The organism is Kribbella sp. NPDC051586 (genome assembly GCF_044453965.1).
Classification (GTDB): Bacteria; Actinomycetota; Actinomycetes; order Propionibacteriales; family Kribbellaceae; genus Kribbella.
Map to the genome: position 1 here is coordinate 1,305,748 of NZ_JBITDF010000004.1, position 26,386 is coordinate 1,332,133.

At 64.2% G+C, this 26,386-nt stretch carries 7 protein-coding genes; 6 read left to right on the forward strand and 1 reads right to left on the reverse strand.

What is annotated here, in order from left to right:
- Positions 1-50 precede the first annotated feature (50 nt).
- A complete protein-coding gene (locus ACIA58_RS33165; RefSeq protein ID WP_396407753.1) occupies positions 51-482 on the reverse strand; it encodes a YybH family protein in 432 nt (143 codons plus the stop codon).
- A 1,227-nt stretch (positions 483-1,709) separates the two neighbouring features.
- On the opposite strand from ACIA58_RS33165, the gene ACIA58_RS33170 reads away from it, so the two are divergent.
- The 6 genes from ACIA58_RS33170 (at position 1,710) to ACIA58_RS33195 (ending at position 26,322) form a co-directional block, all read left to right on the forward strand.
- Positions 1,710-4,568, forward strand: coding sequence for an SNF2-related protein (locus ACIA58_RS33170; protein ID WP_396407754.1), 2,859 nt, complete (start codon positions 1,710-1,712; stop codon positions 4,566-4,568).
- Complete coding sequence (locus ACIA58_RS33175; RefSeq protein WP_396407755.1) at positions 4,568-9,250, forward strand: class I SAM-dependent DNA methyltransferase; 4,683 nt, start codon at positions 4,568-4,570, stop codon at positions 9,248-9,250. The genes ACIA58_RS33170 and ACIA58_RS33175 overlap by 1 nt, the downstream gene beginning before the upstream one ends.
- Entirely contained in the window at positions 9,247-15,612 is a 6,366-nt protein-coding gene (locus ACIA58_RS33180) for a DEAD/DEAH box helicase (protein ID WP_396407756.1), read from the forward strand. The genes ACIA58_RS33175 and ACIA58_RS33180 overlap by 4 nt, the downstream gene beginning before the upstream one ends.
- Positions 15,612-17,804: a UvrD-helicase domain-containing protein gene (locus tag ACIA58_RS33185; RefSeq protein ID WP_396407757.1), complete on the forward strand. Its 2,193-nt coding sequence runs from the start codon at positions 15,612-15,614 to the stop codon at positions 17,802-17,804. Before ACIA58_RS33180 ends, ACIA58_RS33185 begins: the two co-directional genes overlap by 1 nt.
- A gap of 545 nt (positions 17,805-18,349) precedes the next feature.
- A complete protein-coding gene (locus tag ACIA58_RS33190; protein ID WP_396407758.1) occupies positions 18,350-21,649 on the forward strand; it encodes a hypothetical protein in 3,300 nt (1,099 codons plus the stop codon).
- Positions 21,646-26,322, forward strand: a complete 4,677-nt coding sequence (locus tag ACIA58_RS33195) for a DEAD/DEAH box helicase (protein ID WP_396407759.1) — start codon at positions 21,646-21,648, stop codon at positions 26,320-26,322. The genes ACIA58_RS33190 and ACIA58_RS33195 overlap by 4 nt, the downstream gene beginning before the upstream one ends.
- Positions 26,323-26,386 lie beyond the last annotated feature (64 nt).

Below are 26,386 nucleotides of genomic sequence, written 5' to 3' on the forward strand. Positions count from 1 at the left end.
TGCGACTCGAACCGACAGCCCGCCGACTATCACCCTCCAGAACTTGGGTCTTACGGCGTCGCAACCGACTCAACGGGGCGCGGTGTGGTGATCGGATCGGCGTGACGATGCACGATCTTCCATCCGTCTTCCTCGCGGCGGTAGATCGTCGTCGCGCGCAGCGCCACCGGCGACAGCTCTTCGGCACCGCCGAGTTTCGTCGTACTCCGCTCGATCTCGACGATGTACGCCGGGTCCGTTGTCTCACCTTCTGCGATGCGCTCGAACCCCGTCACCGCACCGTCGCGCAACATCGCAGCCGCGGCGTCGAGCGCTGCGGAGACCCCCTGCCATCCACGCACCGGCGGTCCCAGTGGATTGGCCAACGTGACGTCGTCGCCGCGCGAGTAGAGGCGCTTCTTCGGTCCGGGATCCCCCAAGCCGAAAGCTGCCAGCGCTTCGTGATCCTGCTCGATGACCTTGTCGAGCTCACCATCCTTCATGGCTACCTCCTACGCTAATCGGATCCCTTGACCCTCGAGGCCCGAACCACGCATCCCGCAGCCGGTGCACTCAAGAAAATCCTCAAGCCCCCAGACCCACCCCACAAGGGAACCACCTCCCACCCCACCAAGGACACTACCCGCCCCCACCGGGACCCACCACGCCCCAGAGTTCAACGAATCTGCCCTTGACGCCGCACGATCCCCACCATCCCGAGTCCGCCGACCGCGCCACCCACCCGACAGCGCCACAAATGCACCGGCGCCTTCCGCAACCCGAACAACACCCTGTCCGATCTCCGAAAGGTCAGGGCTAATTATCGGTCCGCTCGAGTCCGTCAATTCCCACAACTTCCACAAGACTCGCAACCGTACCCGAACGATGCCGGTCAGCCGGCCCGGCAAATCCCAGACCAACTAGGCCCAGCCAGGTCTCGACGACCCAAGACAGCTACCTAAGCCGGAAGATCCGCCACGCCCAGACAATCGAATAGGCGAACGCCGTCTCGCGATCGAGCCCGTAGACAACCCGAAAGCTCAAAGTGATGGGTAAGTGTCGGGCCGCCAAGGTCTGGCCCCGGTCACGTGCGCCCTACCCTGGCCGTTTGGTAGACCCCGTAGGCCTCGAACCCACAACCCGCGGAAACTGGAAAGAATTCGCTCATCGTTTGTCATCAATTGCCAAATCTACCCATGACCTGCAGATTCACACATCGGGGCCTCGCATTCGTGCTCGTACACAATCAGCGCTTCCTACTGATTGTGCCGAGTAAAAGGCCGACTCTGGCCGATGGAGTGTACCCAGTGAGTCGGGCTGCGAACCGGCTGCGGAATGCCACGGATCACGCTTCACCGGCCCGAACACCTCAGGCTGGTCGTGTACAGCCATGTAGGCCAGCTGTGTAACGCTCAGCGATTTGTCAGCCGGTTCGAGCAGGGCGACTTCTCCAGCCCTACAGTGTGCGCCCAACCCTCGGGCCAGATCACAGATCTGCATCAGCCGCTCCAATGATGTAACAGTTCGTCACGAGGCCTCGATACGTCCGATGTAACACTGGGGGCGCGTCTGCATCTCGCTTCACGAACCGTGACGAGACCTGGGCGCGAGTACGACGGCATACTTGGGGGCCGGCACTTGACGGGTGGACGTCTCAGCCTTCTCGATGACGGCATGCGCGTGGTTGACTACCTACGGATGACTGCAACGCGTGACCGTAGGGTGCTTCTGTGAGTGCTAACTACAAGAACGAGAGCTTCTCAGCCGCCCCGGGGGCCGTCGTTGTCGTTCGCGATGAGGAATGGCTAGTCACGGCTGTGGAGCCGGCCAATGATGGCCACTTCGTCCATGTCCAGGGCCTTTCAGAGCTGGTGCGCGAGACAGAGGCTACGTTCTCGACCGCACTCGATGTGATCAAGCCGCTTGATCCGGCTGCAGCAAGGGTGATCGGGGACGACAGTCCGCAGTTTCGACGTACCCGGCTGTGGCTTGAAGCCACTCTCCGCAAGACGCCGGTCCCGTTGAATGATCCCGCCCTCACGGTCTCGACACGTGGGCTCGCCGATGTGCTCGCCTACCAGCAGACGGCGGTTCGCCAGGCCCTCCACCCTGACAACCTTCGTCCGCGTATCTTGCTCGCCGACGCGGTGGGTCTCGGGAAGACGCTGGAGATCGGCATGATCCTAGCCGAGCTTGTGCGACGCGGCCGTGGCGAGCGCATCTTGGTGGTGACTCCCCGGCACGTCCTGGAACAGATGCAGTTCGAGCTCTGGACTCGGTTCGCGCTGCCGTTCGTTCGGCTTGACTCTCTCGGCATTCAGCGCATCCGGCAAAAGCTGCCGGCCAGCCGCAACCCATTCACGTACTACAAGCGCGTGATCATCTCGATCGACACGCTCAAGAGCGACCGTTACCTCGCGCATTTGCAGAAGCAGCGCTGGGACGCGGTCGTCATCGACGAGTCCCACAATGTCACTAACTCCGCGGCACAGAACAACCGGCTCGCCCAGCTTCTCGCCGAGCGCACTGAAGCGCTCATCCTGGCCTCGGCGACTCCACACAACGGCCGCAAGGAGTCGTTCGCTGAACTTGTCCGAATGCTGGAGCCAAGCGCCGTTCGGCCGGACGGTGACCTCGTCGAGGAGGACCTCAAACGGCTCATCATCCGACGGCACCGGCACAGCCCGGATGTGGCGAGTGTGGTCGGAGCCAACTGGGCCGAGCGCCGCGAGCCGCAGAACCTCCTCGTCCCAGCCTCGGACGCGGAGAACGCCATCGTTGCTGAGCTCGAGGAGACCTGGTTGTTCCCACGGTCGGGCTCCAGCCCTTACAGCGGTGTCAGCTCTGCACTGTTCCCCTGGAGCCTCGCAAAGGCATTCCTCTCGTCCCCGGCCGCGCTGCGCGACTCCATTGCGAACCGACTCCGAGTGTTGGGCTCCACCTTGAGCTCGGACCAGCGGCACGAGGCCGAAGCGCTCCGCCGCCTGGACGATCTCGCGGTGAAGGCCCTGGATTCGGGATCGGCCAAGTACGACGCCCTGGTGGAGTACCTGCACAGGATCACCGTCAGCCCGCGCAGCACCGAGCGCGCGGTGATCTTCGCCGAGCGGATTCCGACCCTGCATTGGCTGTGCGACCGCCTCCGGACCGACCTCGGCTTCTCCGAGGACCAGGTGGTCGTCATGCACGGCGGACTGAGCGATGTCGTACAGCAGGAGATCGTCGAGTCGTTCAAGCAGGAATCGTCCCCGATCCGCGTGCTGGTTACCGGTGACGTCGCATCTGAGGGCGTGAACCTGCACACCCAGTGCCACGAGCTGATCCACTTCGATATTCCATGGAGCTTGATCCGGATCGAGCAGCGCAATGGCCGAATCGACCGGTACGGTCAGAAGCACCCACCCCAGATCACCACCCTGCTGCTCAACCCGGACAGCGAACGGTTCGCCGGTGATATCCGCATTCTTCGATCCCTGGTGGAGAAGGAGCACGAGGCGCACCGGGCCCTCGGGGACTCGGCGTCTCTGATGGGCGAGTACGACGTTTTGGCTGAGGAGCGAGCCATCCGTGATGTACTCGCCGGCAAGCGTGATTTCGACGACGTGCTCCGTACGCCGGACCAGATCCGCGCAGAGGACGGAATCGAGGGCCTACTCGCACGATTGCTCGGGACCGACTCGACGGACGAGGAGCCCACGACGGCGGACGCCGAGCCGGCTGGAGTCTACGACAGTGACCTGGCGTTCCTCAGGGAGGCACTGGTCGAGTTTCTCAAGACGCCCGATGCAGAACCGCCGAGCGGTGTGTCCTGGCGTGAGCACACTCGACACTCGATCGTCGAGCTGGTCCCAACACCCGATCTGCGGCAGCGCCTTGAGGTACTGCCCCAGTCGTACCTCGCCGAGCGCCGGGTCGCGGAACAGCTTCGGCTCGCAACAACCGTAAACAAGGGCAAAGCGGAACTCGCGCAGGCACTACAGGACGAGTCGTCATCCCTCTGGCCCGAGGCGCATTACCTGTCGCCATTACATCCCGTGCTGGAGTGGTCGACCGACCGGGCGCTCAGCGTGCTCGGTCGTAACGAGGTCTTCGCGGTGCGTGGTGACGTAGACGACGTGACCGTCGTCCTGCAGGGAACACTCACGAACACACGCGGTCAGGTGGTGGCAGCGTCGTACCTCACCGCCGCGTTTCCTGACTCCGAGAATCTCGCCTTCAGCCCGCTCACTCCGTTCGGCTCTGCGTCGACTGCACTCGCTTCGGTCGGGTTCAGAGGGGCGCAGGTCAACCCCGGCGCTCTCGGCAATACCGAAGATCTGCAGCAGTACGTCGCACCCGCGGTGCAGGCCGCGCAGCGCCAGATGGGCGTCCTGGTCCAGGCGGCGGCGGACCACACGCGAGAGCGCGTACGGCGCTGGGCAGAGCGCAGTCGCGAATGGGACCACGAGGTAGACGCGTTGATCCAGCGCGCGGAGGTGAAGGAGCGCCGGCGTCGGGTAGACGACGAGATGACGACGGCGGAACGGATGCTGCCGGATCGTACGTATGTTCGGCCGCTGCTCGTCGTCATACCACGAGGGGAGGCGTGATGGCCGTCAGTGACGCGCTGATCGTCGGCGAAGGCTGGATCAGCGAACATTACTTCATGACCGACTCCCGGAAGGAGTCGTTCCAGGCCAAGGTTCTCGAACGACGTAAGGCGTGGGATGCAGATTTCGCCGAGGGGAACGACACGGTCCGCAGCCGTTTCGGCGAGTCTCGCGGGTGGGTGCAGCGCACGCTCGCGACGTTAGGCGAGGACCAGGACGGGCTGAGCGAGCTTTATGGTCGGCTCTACGACGTCCTCGGGTTCGTCGGTGGCGGCTTGAAGGTGGAGCGGACGGGACCGGTCCTGAGGGTCAGCGCACCGGGCTTGGCCGAAGGCGCTCCGCTGGTGATCGTCGAGGCAAAAGCAGTAGACACCGTCGACGATCTCCTGGCGAAGGATGCGCCGACACTGCTCCTGCCGTACGCCCTGGACGAGAAGGAAGGGTTGCGCTCGGTCGCTCGCGCGTTGTCGACGTTGTTTGTTGCCGACGACGCTCCGGCGTTTGCGCTCGTGATGGCCGGCGGTTTGCTTCTGGTCGCAGAGCGGGAGCGTTGGCCGGAAGGGCGCTATCTCGCGATCAATCTCGAGCTGGTCTGCGAACGCAGCGACGACAAGCGCGGCGGAGAGGTCGACCGAGCGCTGACCAGCGTCTCGGCGGAGTCGCTCGCGCCGGACGCCGACGGCGCGATCTGGTGGCACGGTGTGCTGGAAGAGTCCATCAAGCACACCGTCGGAGTATCGCAGGACCTGCGCGAGGGCGTGCGGTTGTCGATCGAGATCATCGCCAACGAGGTGGTACGACGTCGTGCCGCTCGCGAACTGGATCCGCTGCCCGCATCGCAGGCACAACCGCTGGCGAAGCAGTCGCTGCGATTCCTCTATCGGATCCTGTTCCTCCTTTACGCCGAGGCGTCGCCCGAGCTCGGAGTTCTTCCGACCGGTGCGCCGGAGTACGAGCGCGGCTACAGCCTCGACCGCCTCCGCGACATCACGCTGGTCGAACTCGCGACACCACGGGCGAAGAGCGGGACACATCTGTACGAGTCGCTTGGAGTGCTCTTCCGGCTTGTCGACCAGGGGCACGAACCGCCCAATATCGAAGACGAGGCGGTCAACCAGCAAGGTCTTCGGTTCCGCAGCCTCCGCGCTGACCTGTTCTTGCCGAAGGCAACGGCTCTGATCGACGAGGTCGGCCTCGGTAACGAAGCGCTGCAGCAGGTGCTGCGGCATCTATTGCTGAGCAAAGAGGCGTCCGGGAAGGATCGTGGGTTCATCTCGTACGCCGAGCTGGGCATCAACCAGCTTGGGGCCGTGTACGAGGGCCTGATGTCGTACACGGGCTTCTTCGCCGAGACGGATCTCTACGAGGTGGCGAAGGGCGGCGATGCTTCGAAGGGCTCGTGGGTCGTCCCCGTCGAACGTTCTGAAGGAATCAGCCCTGAGGACTTTGTCATGGCTGAGGATCCGCGGACCGGTCACTCCATGCCGGTGCAGCATGGACGCGGGACGTTCGTGTTCCGGCTGGCCGGCCGCGAACGGCAGCAGTCGGCGTCGTACTACACGCCAGAGGTCCTCACCCGGTTCACCGTGCAGCAGGCCCTGGAAGAATTGCTTGATCAGGGCGGAGGGCGCACCACTGCTGCCGAGATCCTCCGGTTGACGATCTGTGAGCCCGCCCTGGGATCCGGGGCATTCGCGATCGAGGCAGCACGACAATTGGCCGAGGAGTACCTCAAGCGTCGGCAGGACGAACTCGGCGATCGGATCGATCCGGAGGAGTACCCACGTGAGCTGCAGAAGGTCAAGGCGTACATCGCCCTTCATCAGGTCTATGGGGTAGATCTCAACGCCACCGCCGTCGAGCTCGCCGAAGTCTCACTGTGGCTCGATACGATGGTCGAGGGCCTTGCGGCCCCGTGGTTCGGCCTGCACCTCAAGCGCGGGAACTCGCTCATAGGGGCGCGGCGTGCCGTATTCCGCCGCGATCAGGTGACGAGCAAAGCCTGGCTGAAGGCTGGCCCACCACGTGACATACCAATGTCCTCGCTCGCCGCTGACACACATGTAGAGCGTCTCGCTGCTGCCGAGGGTAGTGTGCACCACTTCCTCCTGCCCTCTGAGGGATGGGGCTCCTCGGGTGAGCTCAACGAAGCGAAGGAACTCAAGGAGCTCGTTCCCGAGGCGAGAAACGACCTGAAAGCGTGGCGGAGGTCCGTCACAGTTAGACCGACCAAGAAGCAGGTGGACACACTGGTCGATCTGTCGCACCGGGTCGAAACGCTCTGGCAGATCACGTTGAGGCGGCAGGAGATCGCAGACGCCCAGATCCGGCGGTCAATCGACGTGTGGGGCGCTGACGACCTACCCGTTGGTGGGGCAGTGCAGCGTGCCGATATCGAGTTGGCGCTTGCGGACCCGTCGGGCGCGTATCAGCGACTGCGCCGCGTTATGGACGCGTGGTGCGCGCTATGGTACTGGCCGCTCACCGACACCATGATCACCGTTGAAGTCGACGGACAGGAGCGACGCATTCATCCGCCGACGCTCGACCAGTGGATAAACGCTCTGCGCATGCTGTTGGGTGTGCACAAAGGCAAGCAGGCACAGGTCATTGGTCAGGAGACGCTTGCCGGTGGCGTCAGCTGGGACGAGCTGGGTACTTACGAAGATCTGGACCGCAGCCTCGCAAATGTGTCGACGATAGATGCCACTCTCAGAGCACATCCGTGGCTGCAGGTCTGCGAGGCCGTAGCTGAGCAACAAGGCTTCTTCCACTGGGAACTTGACTTCGCTCCCGTCTTCGCAGGCGGCGGTTTCGATCTGCAGCTTGGGAACCCGCCGTGGGTTCGCCCACGGACAGACCTCGGCGCCCTGCTTGCCGAAGGGGATCCGTGGTGGCAGCTTGTCTCCCGCGCGAGCGAACCGGAGAAGCGGGAGAAGCGGGAACACGCCTGGAGCCTGGCGGGGATAGCGGAGCTTGCGGTCGACGGCACGGCCGAGATTTCTGCGACGATGGCGTATTTAGCTGCGGCTGAGAACTATCCGCATTTGCTTGGACTGCAGCCTGACCTATATCGGTGCTTCATGGAGCAGACATGGCGGCATGTGTCACCAGAGGGAACGATTGGGCTGATTCACCCAGAAACGCATTTTACGGATGAGAACGGAGGCATCCTCAGGGGTGCGGCTTACAAGCGCCTGAGGAGGCATTGGCAGTTCTTTAACGAGCTCATGCTTTTCGAGATAGACGATAAGAAGCCGTACGGTGTGCATATCTATGGTGAGCGCAGGAACGTTATCGAATTCCTTCACGCCGCGTGCATGTATCACCCGGACACGGTGGTCCACTCTCTGCGACATAACGGAATCGGCGAAGAGCCGGGATTCAAAGACCTTGATGGTAAGTGGGACCTGCGGGCGCACCGAGGTCGCATTGTGAAGGTGAACGAAGGCGTTCTTCAAACGTGGCACGATGTATTGGAAGATGCTTCCGTTCCGGTGAGAAATGCCCGCATGGTCTATTCTGTAAACCGCGCTGCCGCCGATGTAATCAAGAAGCTGGCGTCTGCGCAGAGAATCGAATCCCTTCGCCCCGAATTCTCTCGAGGTTGGGATGAGAGCCGGGACCGCAAGAGCGGAATATTCGGCCTCCACTGGGGTGTTTCCGGATCGTGGGTCGATGTGATCCTCCAAGGGCCGAACTTCCACGTCGCTACGCCTTTCTTTAAATCACCTAACCCAACAATGAAACACAATCAGGATTGGTCGCTAACCGACCTCGAGGTTTTGGCGAGTGATGCAATCCCAGTCACTGCATACAAGCCTGTGGCAGTCCGCACCAACTATGATAGGGCGTATACTCACTGGGGCGAGTCAGGGGAGGTTGCCGCGCGCGACTACTATCGCGTCGCCTGGCGTCGGATGGCAGCTAACACCGGAGAGCGAACACTGATCCCTGCTATCATCCCGCCCGGCACAGCGCATGTAAATCCAGTGCACACCTTGGGACTTCCCGGTCGCAGTCGCGAACTCGTGATAGTCGCTGGCCTCACCAGTTCGCTCAGTTCGGATTTCATGGTGCGTTCGGCGCCAAAGTCAGAGATTCTGTTCAGCACCATTAGTCGTTTGCCCGTCGTGACGGATCACGAACTGATACCCGCGCTTCTGCTTCGGACCCTGCGACTGAACTGTCTGGTCGATGAGTATTCGGGCCTGTGGAGCGAGTGCTACGACTCATCGTTTCGGGACGACGAATGGACAGGGGGGCTTCCGGCTGTGCTCCGACCGCCGATTGGAGACGTGGCTTCGGAATGGACCACGGCCACTCCGTTGCGGGTTGCGGCAGATCGACGGCAGGCGCTCGTTGAGATCGACGCGCTGGTCGCGCTGATGCTTGGTCTGACGGCCGACGAGCTCTGCACGGTGTATCGCACGCAGTTCCCTGTGCTGTACGGCTATGACACTCGGCGCGATCACTACGACGCGAACGGCAGGCTGGTGCCGCAGGATGTGCTCAAGGTCTGGCGCACCAAGGGTGACGACCTCACCGACGAAGAACGAACCTCAAAGCATCTGGCAGGCAGGATCTACACCTACGAGCCTCCGTTCGTGACGCTTGACCGGGAGAAGGACATGCGCGTCGCATACGAGCACTTCGAACGCATCCTCGCGGGGCGATCGTGAGCGAGCTCCTCCCGACCATCCAGGCGGACGCGATCCGTGCCGCTCTGCTGGACTACCTCGGCACCACGTTCACCCTCGCGGACGATGACGCGCGTCAGTCGCTGACGGACTTCGTCTCGGACCCAGACATCGGCATATTCAAGGGCCCGTATCTACGCCTTCGTATGCCGTTCCGCCCCGCCGACGAGGGTTGGCGGAGCCATCTCGACTGGTACGAAGGCCCCACGCCGTACGGTCATCAGGCAGCCGCGTTCGCGCGCCTCACGAGTGCTGATCTCGGTCCCGACAAACCACGTCCACTGCCCACTCTCGTTACGACCGGCACAGGTTCGGGCAAGACCGAGGCGTTCCTCTACCCAATCGTGGACCACGTACTGCGTGCGCAGCGCGCCGGTGTGACTGGGATGAAAGCTCTCATCCTCTACCCGATGAACGCGCTCGCGAACGACCAGGCTGGACGCCTCGCCAAGCTCATCACCGATCACGACGAGCTCGCCGGCGTGAAGGCCGCGCTCTACACCGGACAGGACGACGTCAAGCGCACGAAGGTCAGCGCCGAAGGCCTCATCAACGACCGGCACGTTATCCGCGATACCGCGCCCGACATCCTGCTCACGAACTACAAGATGCTGGACCAGCTCCTGCTACGCGCCGACGATGCATCGCTGTGGCAGCAGAGCTCGCACAGCCTGCAGTATCTCGTTCTCGACGAGTTCCACACGTACGACGGCGCGCAAGGCACCGACGTCGCGATGCTGTTGCGCCGGCTCGGCCTGGCCCTCAAGCATTACTGGTCCGACGATGACACGCGACTCACAGGCGCCGACCGGGCGAGGCCGCTCGGCCGTATTACGCCGGTCGCCACGTCGGCCACGCTTGGGGACAAGAATGACCCGGTTGCGATGCTCGATTTCGCGCGCACGGTCTTCGGCGACGAGTTCGGTGACGATGCCGTCATCACCGAGTCGCGACTGACGTACGACGAGTGGTCCGCAAGCGCCGCTGAACGCGTTGCCGCGCAACAACTTCAGTCGTACGACATCGACAATGACCTCGCCACAAGGATCATCACCGTCATCGATCGGCTCCCACCAGACGCCGACGGTCGAACCAGAGCCGAGGCGGTCCTCACTGAGCTTTATAGCGACGGTGCTGTTCGGCCGGACCTAGCCACGGCCGACGAGAGCCTGCTGCTCGATCTGGTCAAGGCTCACCCGTTGACGCGCCGACTCACGGAAGCCGCGACGCAGGCGGTCGCCGTACGGGATCTCACCAAGCACATCTGGAACCCCGACCGTATCCCGGCCGATCCCGATCAGGCGAGTGCCGAGGCATTCGTCCGTGACGTGGTCTCCGCATTGAGCCACGTGCGTGCCGTCGTCGGCCGCGATGCTCTGTCAGTTGACACACACCTGTGGATCCGCGAGCTAACGCGGATCCATCGCACAGCGACATCCACGCCGCACTACCGATGGGTCGATGACGGTGAGGTCACCGAGCCCGATGAATCCACATCGTCCGAACACGGCCTTGGCCTCCCGGCCATGTACTGCCGGCACTGCGGCCGCTCGGGCTGGGGCGTCGTGCTCGCGCCGACCGGGCATGACCTCGACAACGACACCGAGGGCATCTGGCGACGCCGGGTCAGCGGCGACGAGCGCTTCCGACCGCTGATCTACGCACCGACCGAGGGCGACCTCGTGGCGAATGGCGAGAACATCGACGGGCTGATGTGGTTCGAGGTCCGGCAACGTCGACTGGTCGCGCGCCGCCCTGATGACGAAGAGGAGCTGCGCTCCGGTGGAATTCTCCCCGTGCTCACCCACACGACGAGCGACGCCGGAACGCTGTCGACCAAGGACGCCTGCCCGTCCTGTGAGCAGAACGACGGGATGCGATTCCTCGGTTCTGCCATCGCCACGGTTCTCTCGGTGTCGCTGTCCACGATCTTCGGCGCAGCCGGCCTCGACACCAGCGAGAAGAAGGCTCTTGTCTTTACCGACAGCGTGCAGGATGCCGCGCACCGCGCCGGCTTCGTGCAGAGCCGCTCGCACAGCTTGACTTTGCGTGCTGTCTTCCGTGAGGCCGTGGGAGACCAGCCGATCAACCTGGAGGACCTCGTCGGAGAAGTCATCAACCAGGCCGGTGACGACCCACATCGTCGTTACCGGATCCTGCCGCCCGAGGTTGCCGACCGCGCAAACTTCGAACAGTTCTGGAAGGCCGACAGCCTGCGGGCCGTGACTCCAGGGGTCAGCAAGCGCGTACGCCGTCGGCTTCTGCTCGACGCAGTCCTCGAGTTCGGTCTGCAGTCCCGGGTCGGACGAACACTCGAGCTAACCGGAAGCTTGGCGGCCGAGGTGAGCGCCCCTGCGCTTGTGCTGGCGCGCGCCGCGGACCACGTCATCTCCGAGTACGGGGGAACGCTCGACGGCTCCGACGGGGTCGACGGCCGCAGCAAGATCGCGTGGGCACGTGGCGTGCTGGAGCGCATGCGCGAGCGCGGGGCTTTGGAGCATGACTGGTTTAAGCGCTACATCAACGACGACGGCGCCAGATACTCTATCTGGGGAGGTCGGCCTCGCGAGCAGGGTATGCCCGCCTTTCCGCGCGGCCGCGCAGCACCGGGTTACCCGCGCATCGGGGGCGCCGCACAGATCCGCGAGTCCGACCTGGACCCGGTCACAAGCGCAAAGTCCTGGTACGCGGCCTGGACCGCCAAGTGCTTGGAGGTTCCATCCGCGGAAGGCGCGAAGCTAGGGCGCCTGCTGCTGCAATGGATGGCCACAGAGGGCGTGATCACGGCCGTCGCCACCAAGAGCGGCGCGCAGATTTACCAGATCGCACCCTCCTCGGTTCTCGTCGAACCCATCGACCTCGCGGCACTGGAGAACGGACGGCATCTCCTGACCTGCACGGTGTGCCGCACCCAGGTCCCAGGAACGACCCGCGTCATCGACCAGTTGGCTGGCGCGCCCTGCACGGTTGCCCGATGCAACGGTTCACTCGAACGGACCGGGCGTGGCGACAATTTCTACCGCCAGATGTATGCCTCGCCGAATATCCACAGGGTCGTGGCGCGCGAGCACACGAGTCTGCTCGAGGACAAGACGCGGCTGGCGTACGAGAAGGGCTTTCGGCAGCACGCAGCCCAACCGCAGTCACCGAATGTCCTCGTCGCGACGCCGACGCTCGAGATGGGAATCGACATCGGCGACCTATCGACGGTCATGCTCGCCTCGCTACCACGGTCGGTTGCGTCGTACCTGCAACGCGTGGGCCGTGCAGGGCGGCTGACCGGTAACGCGCTCAGCCTTGCCTTCGTCCGCGGGCGTGGCGAGCAACTGCCGCGTCTCGGCGATCCGCTGTCTGTAATCAATGGTCAGGTGCGACCGCCCGCGACGTACTTGCGCGCGGAAGAGATCCTGCGCCGCCAATACCTCGCTTCCGTGGCCGACTACCTCGCACGCTCCGGCACGGTCACCACGCCGCAGCGAGCCAGTGCGGCGCTAGGCAGCATCGAGGAGGGGAGCTGGCTGCACGCGCTGATGACCGAGGCGGAGGCCAACGCGGACATCCATCTCGACGCCTTCCTCGGTGGCTTCTCCATGCTCGGCGACGCGGCGCGTGATGCCCTGCGGGACTGGGTCACGCCCACGTCCGGTGCGGGGACGAGTCCACTCGCCATCCGGTTGAACACCGAGTCCCGGCGCTTCACCCACACGATAGAGACGTTGCAATACCGCGAGAAGGCAATCGTGAGAAGCCTTCCTGAGTTGATGCAACGCGCGGAATCGCCGGCCGCCACGGACGACGACAAGCGTGCATTCCGGACGGCCGAGGCATCACGCCGCCTTGTCCTGGCACAGCTGGCGGAGCTACGGGGCGAGTATTGGATCGGTGTCCTCGAGGAGTTCGGTCTGCTGCCGAACTACACGCTTCTCGATGACACGGTGGTCCTCAACGTCGGGCTGTCGTGGATCGACGCCGACACAGGGGAATACCGCACCGAGCCGCACAGCTACCAGCGCGGCGCCGCAATGGCCCTGCGCGAGTTCGCACCCGGTTCCGTGTTCTACGCCGGGGGACATGAGATTCGGATCGATGCGGTCGACCTCGGGCAACGCGCTGAGGGGATCCACACGGTCGTGGTGTGTCCGGAGTGCGGCTACTGCCAAGACCTCACTGCATCCGCTGTCGATGGCGTCGCACTGTGTCCGCGCTGCGGTTCAGCCGGGATCGCGGACGTACGGCAACGCCTCAAGGTCGTTGAGCTCGAGCGGGTCTCGTCGGAGATGCGCCGTGATGAGGCCGTCATCACCGACCGGGACGACGAGCGACACACCGAGCGCTTCACAGTGGCCGTCTCAGCGGACATCGACCCGGACAACGTCACGAAGCGCTGGTACGTCGAGGGTTACGGCTTCGGCGCCAAGCACCTCCGTGACTTGACGATCCGCTGGTTCAACCTTGGCAAGGCCACCGCACACGGCGGAGCTCGGACCATCTCGGGCAACGAGTACACGGCCTCGTCGTTCCGGGTGTGCTCTGCATGCGGCAAGCTCGACCAGGCATCCCGCGCGAACACGCGACAGGAGCACCGGCCTTGGTGTCCACTGCGAACCGCGACGAACGAGGAAACCCGCGACATCACCTTGGGCCGGACGCTCGTCACGGAAGGCACCGTCCTTCGCCTGCCGGCAACGGTGACGCTCGGCGACCGCTTCGCCGTTCCGAGCCTGTCGGCCGCGATCCTGCTCGGCCTGCGCGAACGGATCGGCGGAACCCCAGATCACATCGACGTCGCCGCGGTCGTTGATCCGACATACAGCGACGGGTCCGAGAACGCGGCGGCCTTGCTTCTGCACGACGTCGTGCCGGGCGGAACGGGATACCTCGCGGAGTTGGCCGATCCGGACGTCGTGTGGGAAATCCTGCACACCGCGTGGAAGATCGTGCGCGACTGCGAGTGTGCCGGCGAACAGCGGCTGGCGTGCCACCGATGCCTGCTGCCATTCACGCCGTACGGCGACGCGCGGGTTGTCTCTCGCGCTGCCGCCGAGCGTCACCTGCGCATTATCCTGGCCTCCGGTGACACGGAGGTCGAGCCGGCCGAGACGATGACGTGGGCGTGTACGGAGGAGCAACCGGCCATTTTCGATCCCGAGACAGTGCTGGAGCAGCGATTCCGAGCTGTGTTGCTGGAACGCTTGGCGACCGTAGGCGCAGCGGTAACCGATACTCCGGGCCCGCAGGGCAACCGCGCGGTTATCCGCATCGGTGGAAGTCAGCGACTGTGGACGCTCGAGCCGCAGCAGATCGTGCTTGATTCGAGGCCCGACTTCGTACTGCGCTGCGACCAGATGGGCATCCCTGGCGTGGCGATCTTCACGGACGGCTGGCAGTACCACGCCTCGCCGTCGATCAACAGGATCGCCGAGGACGCGGTCAAGCGGCGCCATTTGCGCGACGCAGGATGGGTCGTGCTCGCGGTCACTTGGGATGACCTTGAGCAGGCCCAGCAGGGAAAGGCGTCACATCCCGACTGGCTGGACCCAGCCAAGGTCGGCGACATCGTTGCCTACTCGCGTGGTGAACTGGCACCGGCTGCAGTGGAACTACTCGGGAAGGGGCCGCTCGACTACCTCGTGCAATGGATCCAGCAGCCGGACCCGGAGTCGATGGCGAGTCTCGCAAAGTGGATGCCGTTCTTCCTTGCTGGAAAGTCGACCCCGATCAAGTCATCCACCGAGCAGCCATTAGCCAGGGTAGCGGTCGACCTTCTCGTCGGTCGTCGGGACTCGTCAGGTCCGGCGATGGGATGGGCCTGGGAATTCGACACCATGGCTGTTGTGGCACGACAGATCAATCACACCGCGACAGAGGTCGCGCTGATGCTCGACGACCGCCACGAACAGGTAGGACGCGACCACGCGCCAGCCTGGCGTGAGTGGCTGCGGATGAGCAATCTTCTCAACCTCCGCGGCCTACCTGTGACGGTAGGTACTGTCAGTCGGGTGGACGCTGAGATTGTCCATCCAACGACGTTGCAGCCCGAGCAGCCGGCGGCGCAGTTGCTTCCCGCGAAGTGGCAAGCGCTGGTTGACCACGCGATCAGCGATCGCGAACGGGAACTACTCATTGCCCTCGCGGAGCGAACGGTAGATCCGCCGCCCGTGCAAGGTTTCGAGTCAGCGGACGGCATCCCAATCGTGCTCAGCTGGCCCGATCGCCGAATCGCCGTCGACGTCGACCTCGCAGCTCAGGATCGGATCGACCTTGAGGCCGACCACTGGAAAGTCGTCCGAGACGATCCTGAGGCCATCATCGTCGCAGTGGGATCGACAGGAGGGGATCGGTAGTGCCGCAGATTGTGATCAGCCCCCACCGTGATGCGCCAAAGCTGGAGCCATCCGTGCGGAAGTCGGCGTATGCATTCCTCGAGAAACTGACGGACGACGACTCGATTCCCGGTTTGCATATCGAGCCGATCATGAACGCGGCCGATCCTCGAGTTCGCACCGGACGGGTCGACAGCTTCTACCGTGCGGTGTTGTTCAAGGTGCAGGGACAGGGTCAGGACGCGCACTACGTCTATCTCGGCGTGTGGCCCCACGACGATGCGATCAAGGTCGCGAAGCAGACGTCTCTCTCCGTCAATCCGGTCAATGGGATTGCCGAGCTGATCACATCCGAGCCCGTGCCTGCTCCCTCCGCGCCAGCACCGGTTCCGGCCGAATCGCGGATCACGCCGGTTGTCGCTCCGATACTGGTCGAGAGGGGCTTCGACGCCCAGGCTCTCGTCGACGAGCTCGGCATCGACCAATCGATTGCCGAGCAGGCGCTCGCAGCAACGTCGCAGGATGAACTGATGGAGATAGCCGAGCGGGCAGTCGAATGGCAAGGTCTTGCCCTGCTCGGACTTGCTGAGGGCGACGGTCTCAGTGACGTCAAGGAGGCGCTCGGCATCGGCGAGGCGGCGCCAGCGGAGCTGAGCGTCGGCGCGGACGACCGACTTCTGTGGGCACTGCAGCACCCGGCGGCACGCTTGCAGTTCGCCTTTATCGAAGATGACGACGAGCTGCGACGGGCCATCGAGGATAACGACTTTGATGCGTGGCGCGTGTTCCTGCACCCGGAGCAGCGCAAGTACGCGACGACGTCGTACCGCGGTGCCTTCCGCTTGTCGGGCGGTGCTGGCACCGGAAAGACTGTCGTCCTTTTGCACCGTGCGCGCTACCTCGCGCAGGGTCGTAGGCATGCCCGAATAATGCTGACGACGTACACGCGAACGCTTGCCGACGCACTGCGGACTGATCTTCGCCGGCTCGACCCGTCACTGCCTGTTGCTTCCGAACTTGGCGCCTCGGGGATCTACGTGACAGGTGTCGACGCGGCGGTCAGCGCGGTTCTGAAGGCTGCGGGCGACGACGTTGCCGAGGCCGTCGCAACTGTTCTCGGGCCCCGGAGCACCACCATCAGCCGACGCACCGCTTCCGAAGCGTGGCAGGAAGCGATCGATGCCAGCGGACCGGAGCTGCCAGACGACCTGCGCAGTCCGACGTTCTTCATCGCGGAGTACGCAATGGTTGTGTTGCCGCAGCAGATTGTGTCTCCGGACGAGTATCTCCGGGCCAGACGTCAGGGTCGCGGCGTTGCGCTCGATCGGGCGAGGCGACAGGCGGTGTGGAACGTGGTCTCGGCTTATCGGGCTCGCGCTAGCATCAACGGCAGCATCGACTTCACCGAAGCCGCCGCCGTGGCCGCGGCGTGGCTGAAACTTCGCGGACCGCGGGTGGATCACGTGCTCATCGACGAAGGCCAGGACCTGAGCCCGAGCCATTGGCAGTTTCTGCGTGCACTGGCCGCGCCCGGTCAGAACGATCTATTCATCGCTGAAGACTCGCACCAGCGAATCTATGGTCAGCGCGTAGTGCTGGGTCGGTACGGGATCCAGATCGTCGGTCGGTCCCGGCGGCTGACCCTGAATTACCGCACGACCTTCGAGAACCTGCGTCTGGCTGTGGGTGTGCTCTCTGGCGCCGACTACGTCGATCTGGAGGAGGAGCCGGAATCGTCGGCAACGTATCGGTCCGCACGTTCGGGACCGGAGCCACGACTGATCTCAGCGGGGTCGCTCGTCGACGAGCTCGACTCAGCTGCGGACATTGTCAGGGAGTGGCTCGGCGAGGTCGATAAGCCCGAGACACTCGGCATATTGGTGCGAGACGCACAACTTGCCAGCCAGGTTGTGCGGGGCATGGAGGAGCGCGGCGTACGCGTTCGACTGGTCGACGGCCCTCGCGTACCTGCAGGCCAACCGGTCGTGATGTCAATGCACCGCGCGAAGGGCATGGAGTTCTCCCGGGTATTGCTCTTCGACGTCAACGACGCGCATGCCCCGGCGCGATACTTGCTGAAGAACGCGTCCGACGCCGAGCGGTCTGAGATTCTGTTGCGGGAACGATCACTACTGTATGTCGCGGCTACTCGTGCCCGAGACGAGTTGGTGATCATGTGGAGCGGGCCGCGCAGCGAGTTGCTCCCAGGATGAGCGCCCGCTTGGCCGGCACAAATTGCCCCGCATCAGATGTCAGTCGGCAACCGGCATCTGGACGATGTCCCATGTCAAGTCACACCCTGAAGACGCCGCGCCGTTCAGACCTGAATCCCACCGCTCCCCAGAAGGCTCAGGGCCAAGGCTCGAATGGATTGCACCGACCAGGCCGACGCGCCGCGGATCGACGACGCATGGAACGTGCTACTCAAGCCCAACGAGGCATCCGGGCGCGCTCTCAGGACGGAATACCAGATGCCACAGCACGGATGGTCTCGGAGGGCACCAGGGTATTGAAGTTCGAGGTTGCTCAGTTCGAGGATCGGGGTGAGCACACGGACTCGCGATGACATGCATGGAGCGCTGTGCTCGCTGAGATGACCCGGGGGGGAAACCGAGTTCTCGATGCCGAGCATCGCTTCGACGGCCGCGGATTCCGGAAACACTCTGCTCAGGGAGTGTCGGAGGGGTCTGCCAGTGTTGGAGACACAAATTTTGGGGTGGGGGCAGTGGGGTCGATATCGGAGCATGAGCAGCAGCGCGTGTTAACGCCGACCGAGGCGCTTCAGGCACGCGAGAGGCAGTGGTCGAAGCGCCTCGCCGCCGTGTCCTTGGCGGCTGAGTATCAGGTGAACCCAGATCATGCGGCGCAGATGCTCGGCGTACTTGGCGCGAACTACCGCAAGTTCTCCTACAACGGGTATCGCCGCTCGCTCGCCCTGCGTGTGTATCCGGCTGTCCAGGTGCTGTCGACGACGAATGCCGCAATCGGGAAGTACGACGGGCACGGTTTCTGGCCCAAGCTGGCCGGGTTGCTCCAAATCAGCAACTCTCCGGCATTCCAGCAGGAGTGGGGTCAGGCCTTCCTCGACAACCTCGCAACGTTGGGCTTGCCCACGTTTGCGAATGCCGACGCCGATGCCGGGACGAGATACCTCGGCCGGATCCTCCTCCACTGCGGCGTGCCGACGTGGTGTCTGGACGACTTCTACCGCGTTGTGACCGAGCAACGTACGAGGCACCCTGCGCTCGATGCTGAGTCGTTCGTCGCGTGGGCCGCTAGCCGCGCCGCGGCCGGCCGTCTCTACGACGTGGACATGCCTGTCAACCGGTTCTTGCGGTTCGGTGGCGAGTTCGCGATCGATGTGACCGACCGGATCTTCGAATTGCTCGACATCATCGGTGCCGGAGGTGACGGCAGTGAGATCCCACTGCCTGACCGATTCCGCCTCAAGGCGTTGGAGCTGCATCAGGCCGGCAGGCTTGAGCCGGCCCGAGCCCGCGGCACGCGCGGGGGGAAGCTCTATCCGCACCTCGTCCTCGACCCGTACGGCCGCGGCCCACTGCTCCAGCTTCCGCCGGTCGGCGACGCGCCCGACGGGCGCGCTACCTGGGTGGTCACGCTCGATGGCGACCCACAACGCGTTGGGACGCAGGCCCTGTGGCCGGGGTCGTCTGAACCCGCTCCCGCGACATCTGTACCAATCCCGCGCCCGATCCGTGTTGCTTCGGCTGCGCTCGAAGGCCGCGAGCACCTGACGGCGAACGTATCGGTGGTCGATGACAACGATCCCTTCCTTGCGTTCGGCGAGGACGGCGTGTGTCTTCCGTCGGGGCTTGCTCTGCCGGGCAGCCTTGTGTGGCTTCTCGTGCCGGGCGATTCCAGTGGCCTGGTGTTCGAGGGCGAGCCGAGGGTGGTCACCGAGACCGCACTTCCTCCCGGCTGGTCGCAGTGGTCGCTCACGCTCGTCGACCTGGCGGATGTCCGCTCGGTGCGTTTCGGGACGGATGGGAAGGCGCATACGATCCGCACCTTTAGCGCTGCCCACATCGAGGTGGGCCAGCCCCTGGTCGGCGTACGCACATTGAGCGGAGCGCCTGTCTTTACCGAGCTCCCTGAGATTGTGTTACCGCAGGGGCTTGGCGCGGATGCCAACTGGGAGGTGTCGATCCTCGACAGCAAGGGATCGCTCATTCGTCGTACGACGTTCAAGTCTGGCCAGCCAACGACCAGTCTGTGGACTGAGCAGCAGCGCCCGATCCTCGGCTCCTTCACGATCCGCGCTCGTGGACCGTGGGGACGCGGCGCATCGCGCACGGTGTTCATTGCCGAGGGACTTCAGGTGCGGAGTTCGCCGTCATGGCGCAGGCTGAGTCCTGACGGACTCGTCCCCGCCACCGTCACCGTTAGCACTCCTGCCGGGATGGACGTTGACCATAGATCGGTTTCGCTGAGTCCTCGCCAACGAGACCGATTTATTACGGTGAGCGCGGGCAGTCAGAGCACGACGCTCGCGGTGTCGCCGCCCCACATGACTATCGCCTATCAGTCGACTGAAACGACCACACGGCCGTCGGTGCGTGCGCTGACTCTCTACACTGAGGACGTCGTCGCTGACGCCGGCACACTGATCCTCGATGTAGGGGCCAACGCACAGCCGGCTCTGTCGATATTCACCGGATCGCAGTCCCTTCAGACCCTTGAACCGGGCGCAGGCCGACAGGGCGTCTATCGCTTCAACCTGGCGCAGATCGTCGACACCCTCAACGCGCACAAGCAGCTCGCTCTGAGCCTTGGCGCGGAGGGTCAACTGCCGATCGCCTCGATTCGCCCCAAGCGACTGTTCTCCGCCGTCAGCATGGCCGGCCCGAGCCTGGAGTTCGACGACTGCGCTGACGTCAGTGGGCTGGTTGCCTTGATCTATGCGTCCCGCGCACCATGGCGAACGGCCGCGGTGGTCCCGATCGAAAACGGCGCCGCACTCCTTCCGGACGACCTACAGGAGGCAGGACCGCTCCTAGTCACGGCACGCGTTGACGACCCTTGGGCCCCCGAGCCGGTTCCCGACTGGCCTGAACTGGGACAGTCTCGATTCGTCAATGCGCTAGGGTGGCTCCTCAGCGACGACGCCGAGGAGTCTGCTGTGTCGGCGTTCCTGGCGGGCGTCCGTGGTCTGCCCGAGCACATCACTGACTTCACTCGGCTCTGGACGATTCGGGCCACCCTCCCGGAACTTGGTCTGGGCGACCGCGAGATTCATGTGCGCGATACCGTCGAGGCCGCCATGTTCCGTCAGCCAAGGCCAGCGCTTATGGCGATGGCACAGTCATCGGTGCCTACTGAAGAGATTCCAGCGCTGGTGATCCGGTCAGGGCTCGCATGGGCGAACCTGGCAGCTGCGCACGACGACGCGCCTCCGACATGGACACCTCGTGGCGCACTTGCCGCTGTCCTTCTGTCTGCCGCTGATGCGGAGTGGTCGCCCGAAGAGGTCGATGCCGCGATCGAGGTCTGTGGCGACGTCGTCACCACGGTAATGGAAGGCTCCGACCTGTACGCCAAATCGGGCAGGTTCGATGATGGCGCAGACATCTACGCCCACAATCCCGCGCAACGCGATGCATTCGTCGCCATGATGGGACTCGTTCCCCAGGGTCTTCTCGGCAGTGACACTCGTGTAATCGCAGCCATGGAGCTCATCTCACGGCGCAACGACAGGCGACTCGACTGGCTGCTCCGCAATGCGCGCAGTGTGCTCGCGGTTACGGAGAAGCTCCTGGCCCAGATCGCTGCCCCCGAGGTCTACGCGTCCTTCCAAGCGCGCAAACACCCGACGCGAAACGACGGCTGGCGTGCCATTCCCGCTATCTCCATCGGCCTGGCTATCGCCGCCCGATACGCAGCGCGAGGTCACGACCTGGCTGTGAAGCACATGGAATATCTGCGGCGCGGCTGGGTGGATCTGGCCACCGTTGTGCCTCAGCTGGTGACCATCGATCTCGTGTTGGCCGAGTTGCTCGTAGCCGCAGCCGCAGCCAGGACAAAGGAGCAGTCTTCGTGATCGGCAACATCGACGCGGTCCGGACCAGTACCGATATCAAGGCGACGTACCGACGCTACCTCCAATCGCTGCTCGCCGTACGGGATTCCAAGCTCGACGCCGCCCTCCGCGAAGCCATTGAGACGACGCCGCTGCTCGACAAGGGCCCGTACCTCGAAGCCACGCCTCCGTATGCGCCGGGGTCAACGGTTCACGAGCTCATCGAAGATGGGCTCCTATCGCCTTCGTTCGGCGCGCTGAGCAGCGCCGCGCTGCCCCCCGACCGTCCGCTGTACGTTCACCAGGAACAGGCCATGCGGAAGGTCGCGGCCGGTCGAAACGTCGTGGTTGCGACCGGCACAGGCTCCGGCAAGACCGAGTCGTTCCTCCTCCCGATCCTCGACAGCTTGGTGCGCGAGAAAGAAGCAGGAACGCTCGGCCCAGGGGTGCGCGCGCTCCTCCTCTACCCCATGAACGCGCTGGCCAATGACCAGCTGAAACGCCTTCGGCAGCTGCTGGCCGGGTATCCGGATATCACCTTCGGCCGCTACACAGGCGACACCGAGAACGACCCCGCGACGGCGCGCGACATGTTCTCACAGCTCAACATCGGCGAGCCCGTACTCCCGAACGAGCTGCTGAGTCGCGAGGAGATGCGAGCAACACCACCGCAGCTCCTTCTGACCAACTACGCCATGTTGGAGTACCTGTTGCTCCGCCCCCAGGACATGGCGCTCTTCCCTAAGGGCCAGAAAACTTGGCGGTTCATCGTGGTCGACGAGGCGCACGCCTACGACGGCACACAGGGCGCAGAGATCGCCATGCTGCTTCGTCGAGTTCGCGATCGCGTCGCTCCCGATCGCCCGATCCAGTGCATCGCCACCTCGGCAACGGTCGGTGCCGATGCTGACCCGGCAGCGGTCATGCGATTCGCATCCAACCTGTTCGGACAGCCATTCGAGTGGGTCAACGCAGACACGAGTCGACAGGACCTCGTCACCGCAGAGCGCGTCGACACCCCGCTCGGCCCACATTGGGGTCCGCTGACCGCAGCTGAGTATGTCGAAGTGGCGAGCGCAGTAGATCGCGAACAGGCTGTGCTTGCGAAGGCGGAAGAGGCCGGCTTCTCCGCAGGCACCGCCTACGAGGCCCTGCTGCACGAGGCAGCTCTCGTCGAGGTACGCAAGACGCTAGGCGCCAGGCCAGCGCCCTTCGACAAAGTGGCCGCGACCGTGTTCACTGGCCAGGAAGAAGCTCGGGCCGGCCTCGCGGCACTCATCGATCTCGGCAGTTCCATTCACTGTTGGGATGGGTCTACCCCGATCTCGGCCCGCTACCACCTATTCCTTCGCGCGACCGAAGGCGCGTTCGCCTGCCTCTCGGACTCTGGCCCGCACGTGCAGCTCGCCCGCCATGACTCGTGCCCCGAGTGCGAGGCACCGATGTTCGAGATCGGCTCCTGCACACGCTGTGGTGCCGTGCATGTCGTCGGGAATGTGGTGTCATCCGGCGGAGTCACGAAGCTCCTTCCACGCGCGGCAACCAAGTCCAACCAGTGGCTCGTGCTGACCGACCACAACGCGCAGGTTGATGAGGATGAGCAAGCCGCCGCCGACGACGGCGCCGAGGTTAGTGCCGACGACGCGAAGCTGTGCACGTCGTGTGGAGCCATTGCGAGTTCCTCAGCCAACTCTTGCCCTGCCTGCGACTCGACACACCTCCGGGGGGTCCGAAAGCTGAAGCAGCGCGGCGAAGAGATCGCCGGCTGCCTCGTGTGTGGCGCCCGCGGCCCGGCGACCGTCCGCGTCTTCGAGACCGGTGCTGATGCGAGCGGTGCGGTCATTGCAACCTCGCTGTACCAAAGCGTCCCACCCAGCCCGCAGATCACGGAACAACAACTGCCAGGCGAGGGCCGCAAGCTCTTAGCATTCAGCGACAGCCGCCAGGCAGCCGCGTACTTTGCGCCTTACCTCGAAGACTCCTACGAACGGCTCAAGCGACGCCGGCTCATCAGCCAGGGCCTCGTCGACGCCGGTGCCGCCAACGACGCGGTGATGATCGAAGACCTCGTCTTCTCGACCCGCAAGGCAGCCGAGCAGGTCCAGACCTTCCCCCGCCGCATGACGGCACAGCAGCAGGCGCGTGAAGTCGGCCCCTGGGTCATGGCAGAGGTCGTGGCCACTGACGACCGCCAGTCGTTAGAAGGCCTCGGGCTACTGTCCATCGTGATGGACCGCGATCCCACCTGGGCAGCACCCGCGCCACTCGTGGCGCTCGGGCTGAGAGAGGACGAAGCGTGGGCATTCCTACAGGAGCTCGTTCGCACTCTGCGGCAGCAGGGTGCCGTCACAATGCCGGCCGACGTCGACGCAAAAGACGAGATCTTCACGCCCCGCCTCGGGCCGATCTACGCCCGCGAGTCAGGACCGCAGGCGATCCGTAAGGTGCTGTCCTGGCTTCCCGGCGCGGGAACAAATCGCCGCATCGACTACGTCCGCCGAGTCCTGTTGGCCCTGGGACGTGACGACGATCCATCCGCTCTCCTCAAAGGAATCTGGAGCTTCCTCACCGCACCAGCGACTCCTGTCGACTGGCTCAAGGCGAGCACACAACAGGGACTGGGTGTCGTCTACCAGGTCGACCACGAGCTCCTGCGCTTGCTGTGGGCAACCGACAATAGACCGGTCCACCACTGCACGGTCTGCCGCCGCGTTGCTGCCTTCTCCGTGCGCGGTGTCTGCCCGGCTCTGGGCTGCGAAGGCCAACTCGAGGAGTTCGTGCCTCCATCCGTGAATGCCGAGCGAAACCACTATCGTGCCTTGTACCGATCCATGCTCGCCGTCCCGCTGAAGGCTCAGGAGCACACGGCTCAGTGGACCAACGTCGAGGCGGCGAACGTCCAGCATCAGTTCATCCGTGGCGAGGTGAACACCCTGTCGTGCTCGACGACGTTCGAGCTCGGTGTCGACGTTGGTGAGCTTCAGGCAGTATTTCTGCGGAACATGCCGCCGACGACGGCGAACTATGTCCAGCGCGCTGGCCGCGCCGGCCGTCGCTCAGGGGCTGCAGCCCTCGTGGTCACATACGCAAATCGCAGATCCCACGACCTGAGTAGATTCGCCGAGCCCGAAGTGATGATGTCCGGCGCGGTCCGCGCCCCCTACGTCCCGCTCGAAAATGCCCGAGTCGATCGCCGCCATGCACACTCGGTTGTGATGGCCGCATTTTTCCGCTGGTATCTGGAAGAGCACCAGCACATCGCGCGGACCGCTGGGCAGTTCTTCCTTCCCGGCGACAGCAGCGAGGATCCGCCGGTTTCTCTGCTAAAGGCCTTCCTCGATCCCGTTCCATCCGAGATCGCGGACGCTCTCGCACGCGTTGTCCCGAAGCCGGTGGCTGGGGAGCTGGGACTCGCGACCAACGACTGGGTGCCGGTGTTACTCGCTCTCCTCGAGAGCGTGCGGACGGAACTCTCCGGCGACGTGGCGGCCCTTGAAGCGCTCCAGCTTGAGGCGGCGGCCGCGAAGAACTACAAGCTCGCCGAGCGATACAGGATGGTCGGCCGCACGCTGCAGACCCGGGACCTGCTCGGCTTCCTCGCGACGCGTAACGTGCTGCCCAAGTACGGGTTTCCGGTCGATTCGGTCGAGCTGCGCACGGCATACTCCGGGAACCAAGCCGGCGCAAAGCTCGACTTGTCTCGCGACCTGTCTCAGGCAATCCACGAGTACGCACCAGACGCGACCCTCGTTGCCGGCGGCATGCTGTGGACGGCGAGGGGTATCTACCGTATGCCCGGGCGTGACCTCGAGGAGTTCGAGTATCGGATCTGCAAGCGGTGCTTGGGCTTCTGGCAAGCGCTCGCCGACCTCGATCCGCTTTGCCCACACTGCGGCGAAGCGTCAGCGGACGCGGCCCGCACGATCACGGTCCCGGAGTTCGGCTTTGTCGCCGCTCGAAACCCCACGCGTCCAGGGCCGCGGCCTCCGCGTCGTTCTTGGAGCGGGTCGACGTACGTTCTTAAGGAACCCGACGAGGTCAAGGCACGCAAGGTCAGCATCAAGCACGGAACGTGCGACGTCCGGGTCGGTCCGCGGGGACGACTGGTCGCCGTCGCCGACGGGCCCGGCAACTCAGGCTTCTGGATCTGCACCTGGTGCGGCTACGGTTCGGCCCGAGTTCTTCACCCGCGCAAGCCACCCGCGCACGACCATCTACTGACTGGCAAGCCATGCACTGGTCAGTCGCGATGGCTCGACCTCGCCCACAACTACGAGACCGACCTGCTCTTCATCGACATCAGGATCCCTGCCGCGTCCCAGACTCAGGCAAATTGGAAGTCACTCCTCTACGCCGTGCTGGAGGCAGCGTGCGACGAGCTGCAGATCGCCCGCGACGACATCGGTGGATCGCTGGCTCCGACCGGCGCATCCACCTGGTCGATCGTGCTGTTCGACACCGTTCCCGGTGGAGCAGGACACGTCCTTCTCGTTGAAGAACATCTGGAGCGCGTGCTGAAGGCGGCGCTGAAGCGGGTCGCCTCCTGCGAGTGCGGCCCGGAGACCTCCTGCTACGGATGCTTGCGCAGCTACGGAAATCAGCGCGACCACGACGTACTGTCCCGAGGCGCTGCGCTCGCACTGCTTGAGACGATGTTGGGCACGATCGACCTCCGACCGAGCCCGGCTCGTTGAGGAACCGTGAGCGTGTCCCCGGGCAACTCCGCTCCCTAGCATCTCGGGGACCGGACCTCGGGCA

Bases quoted from the DNA above. Each gene is read 5' to 3' on its own strand.
- ACIA58_RS33165 (WP_396407753.1), bottom strand. From the start codon at position 482: ATGAAGGATGGTGAGCTCGACAAGGTCATCGAGCAGGATCACGAAGCG.
- ACIA58_RS33175 (WP_396407755.1), top strand. From the start codon at position 4,568: ATGGCCGTCAGTGACGCGCTGATCGTCGGCGAAGGCTGGATCAGCGAA.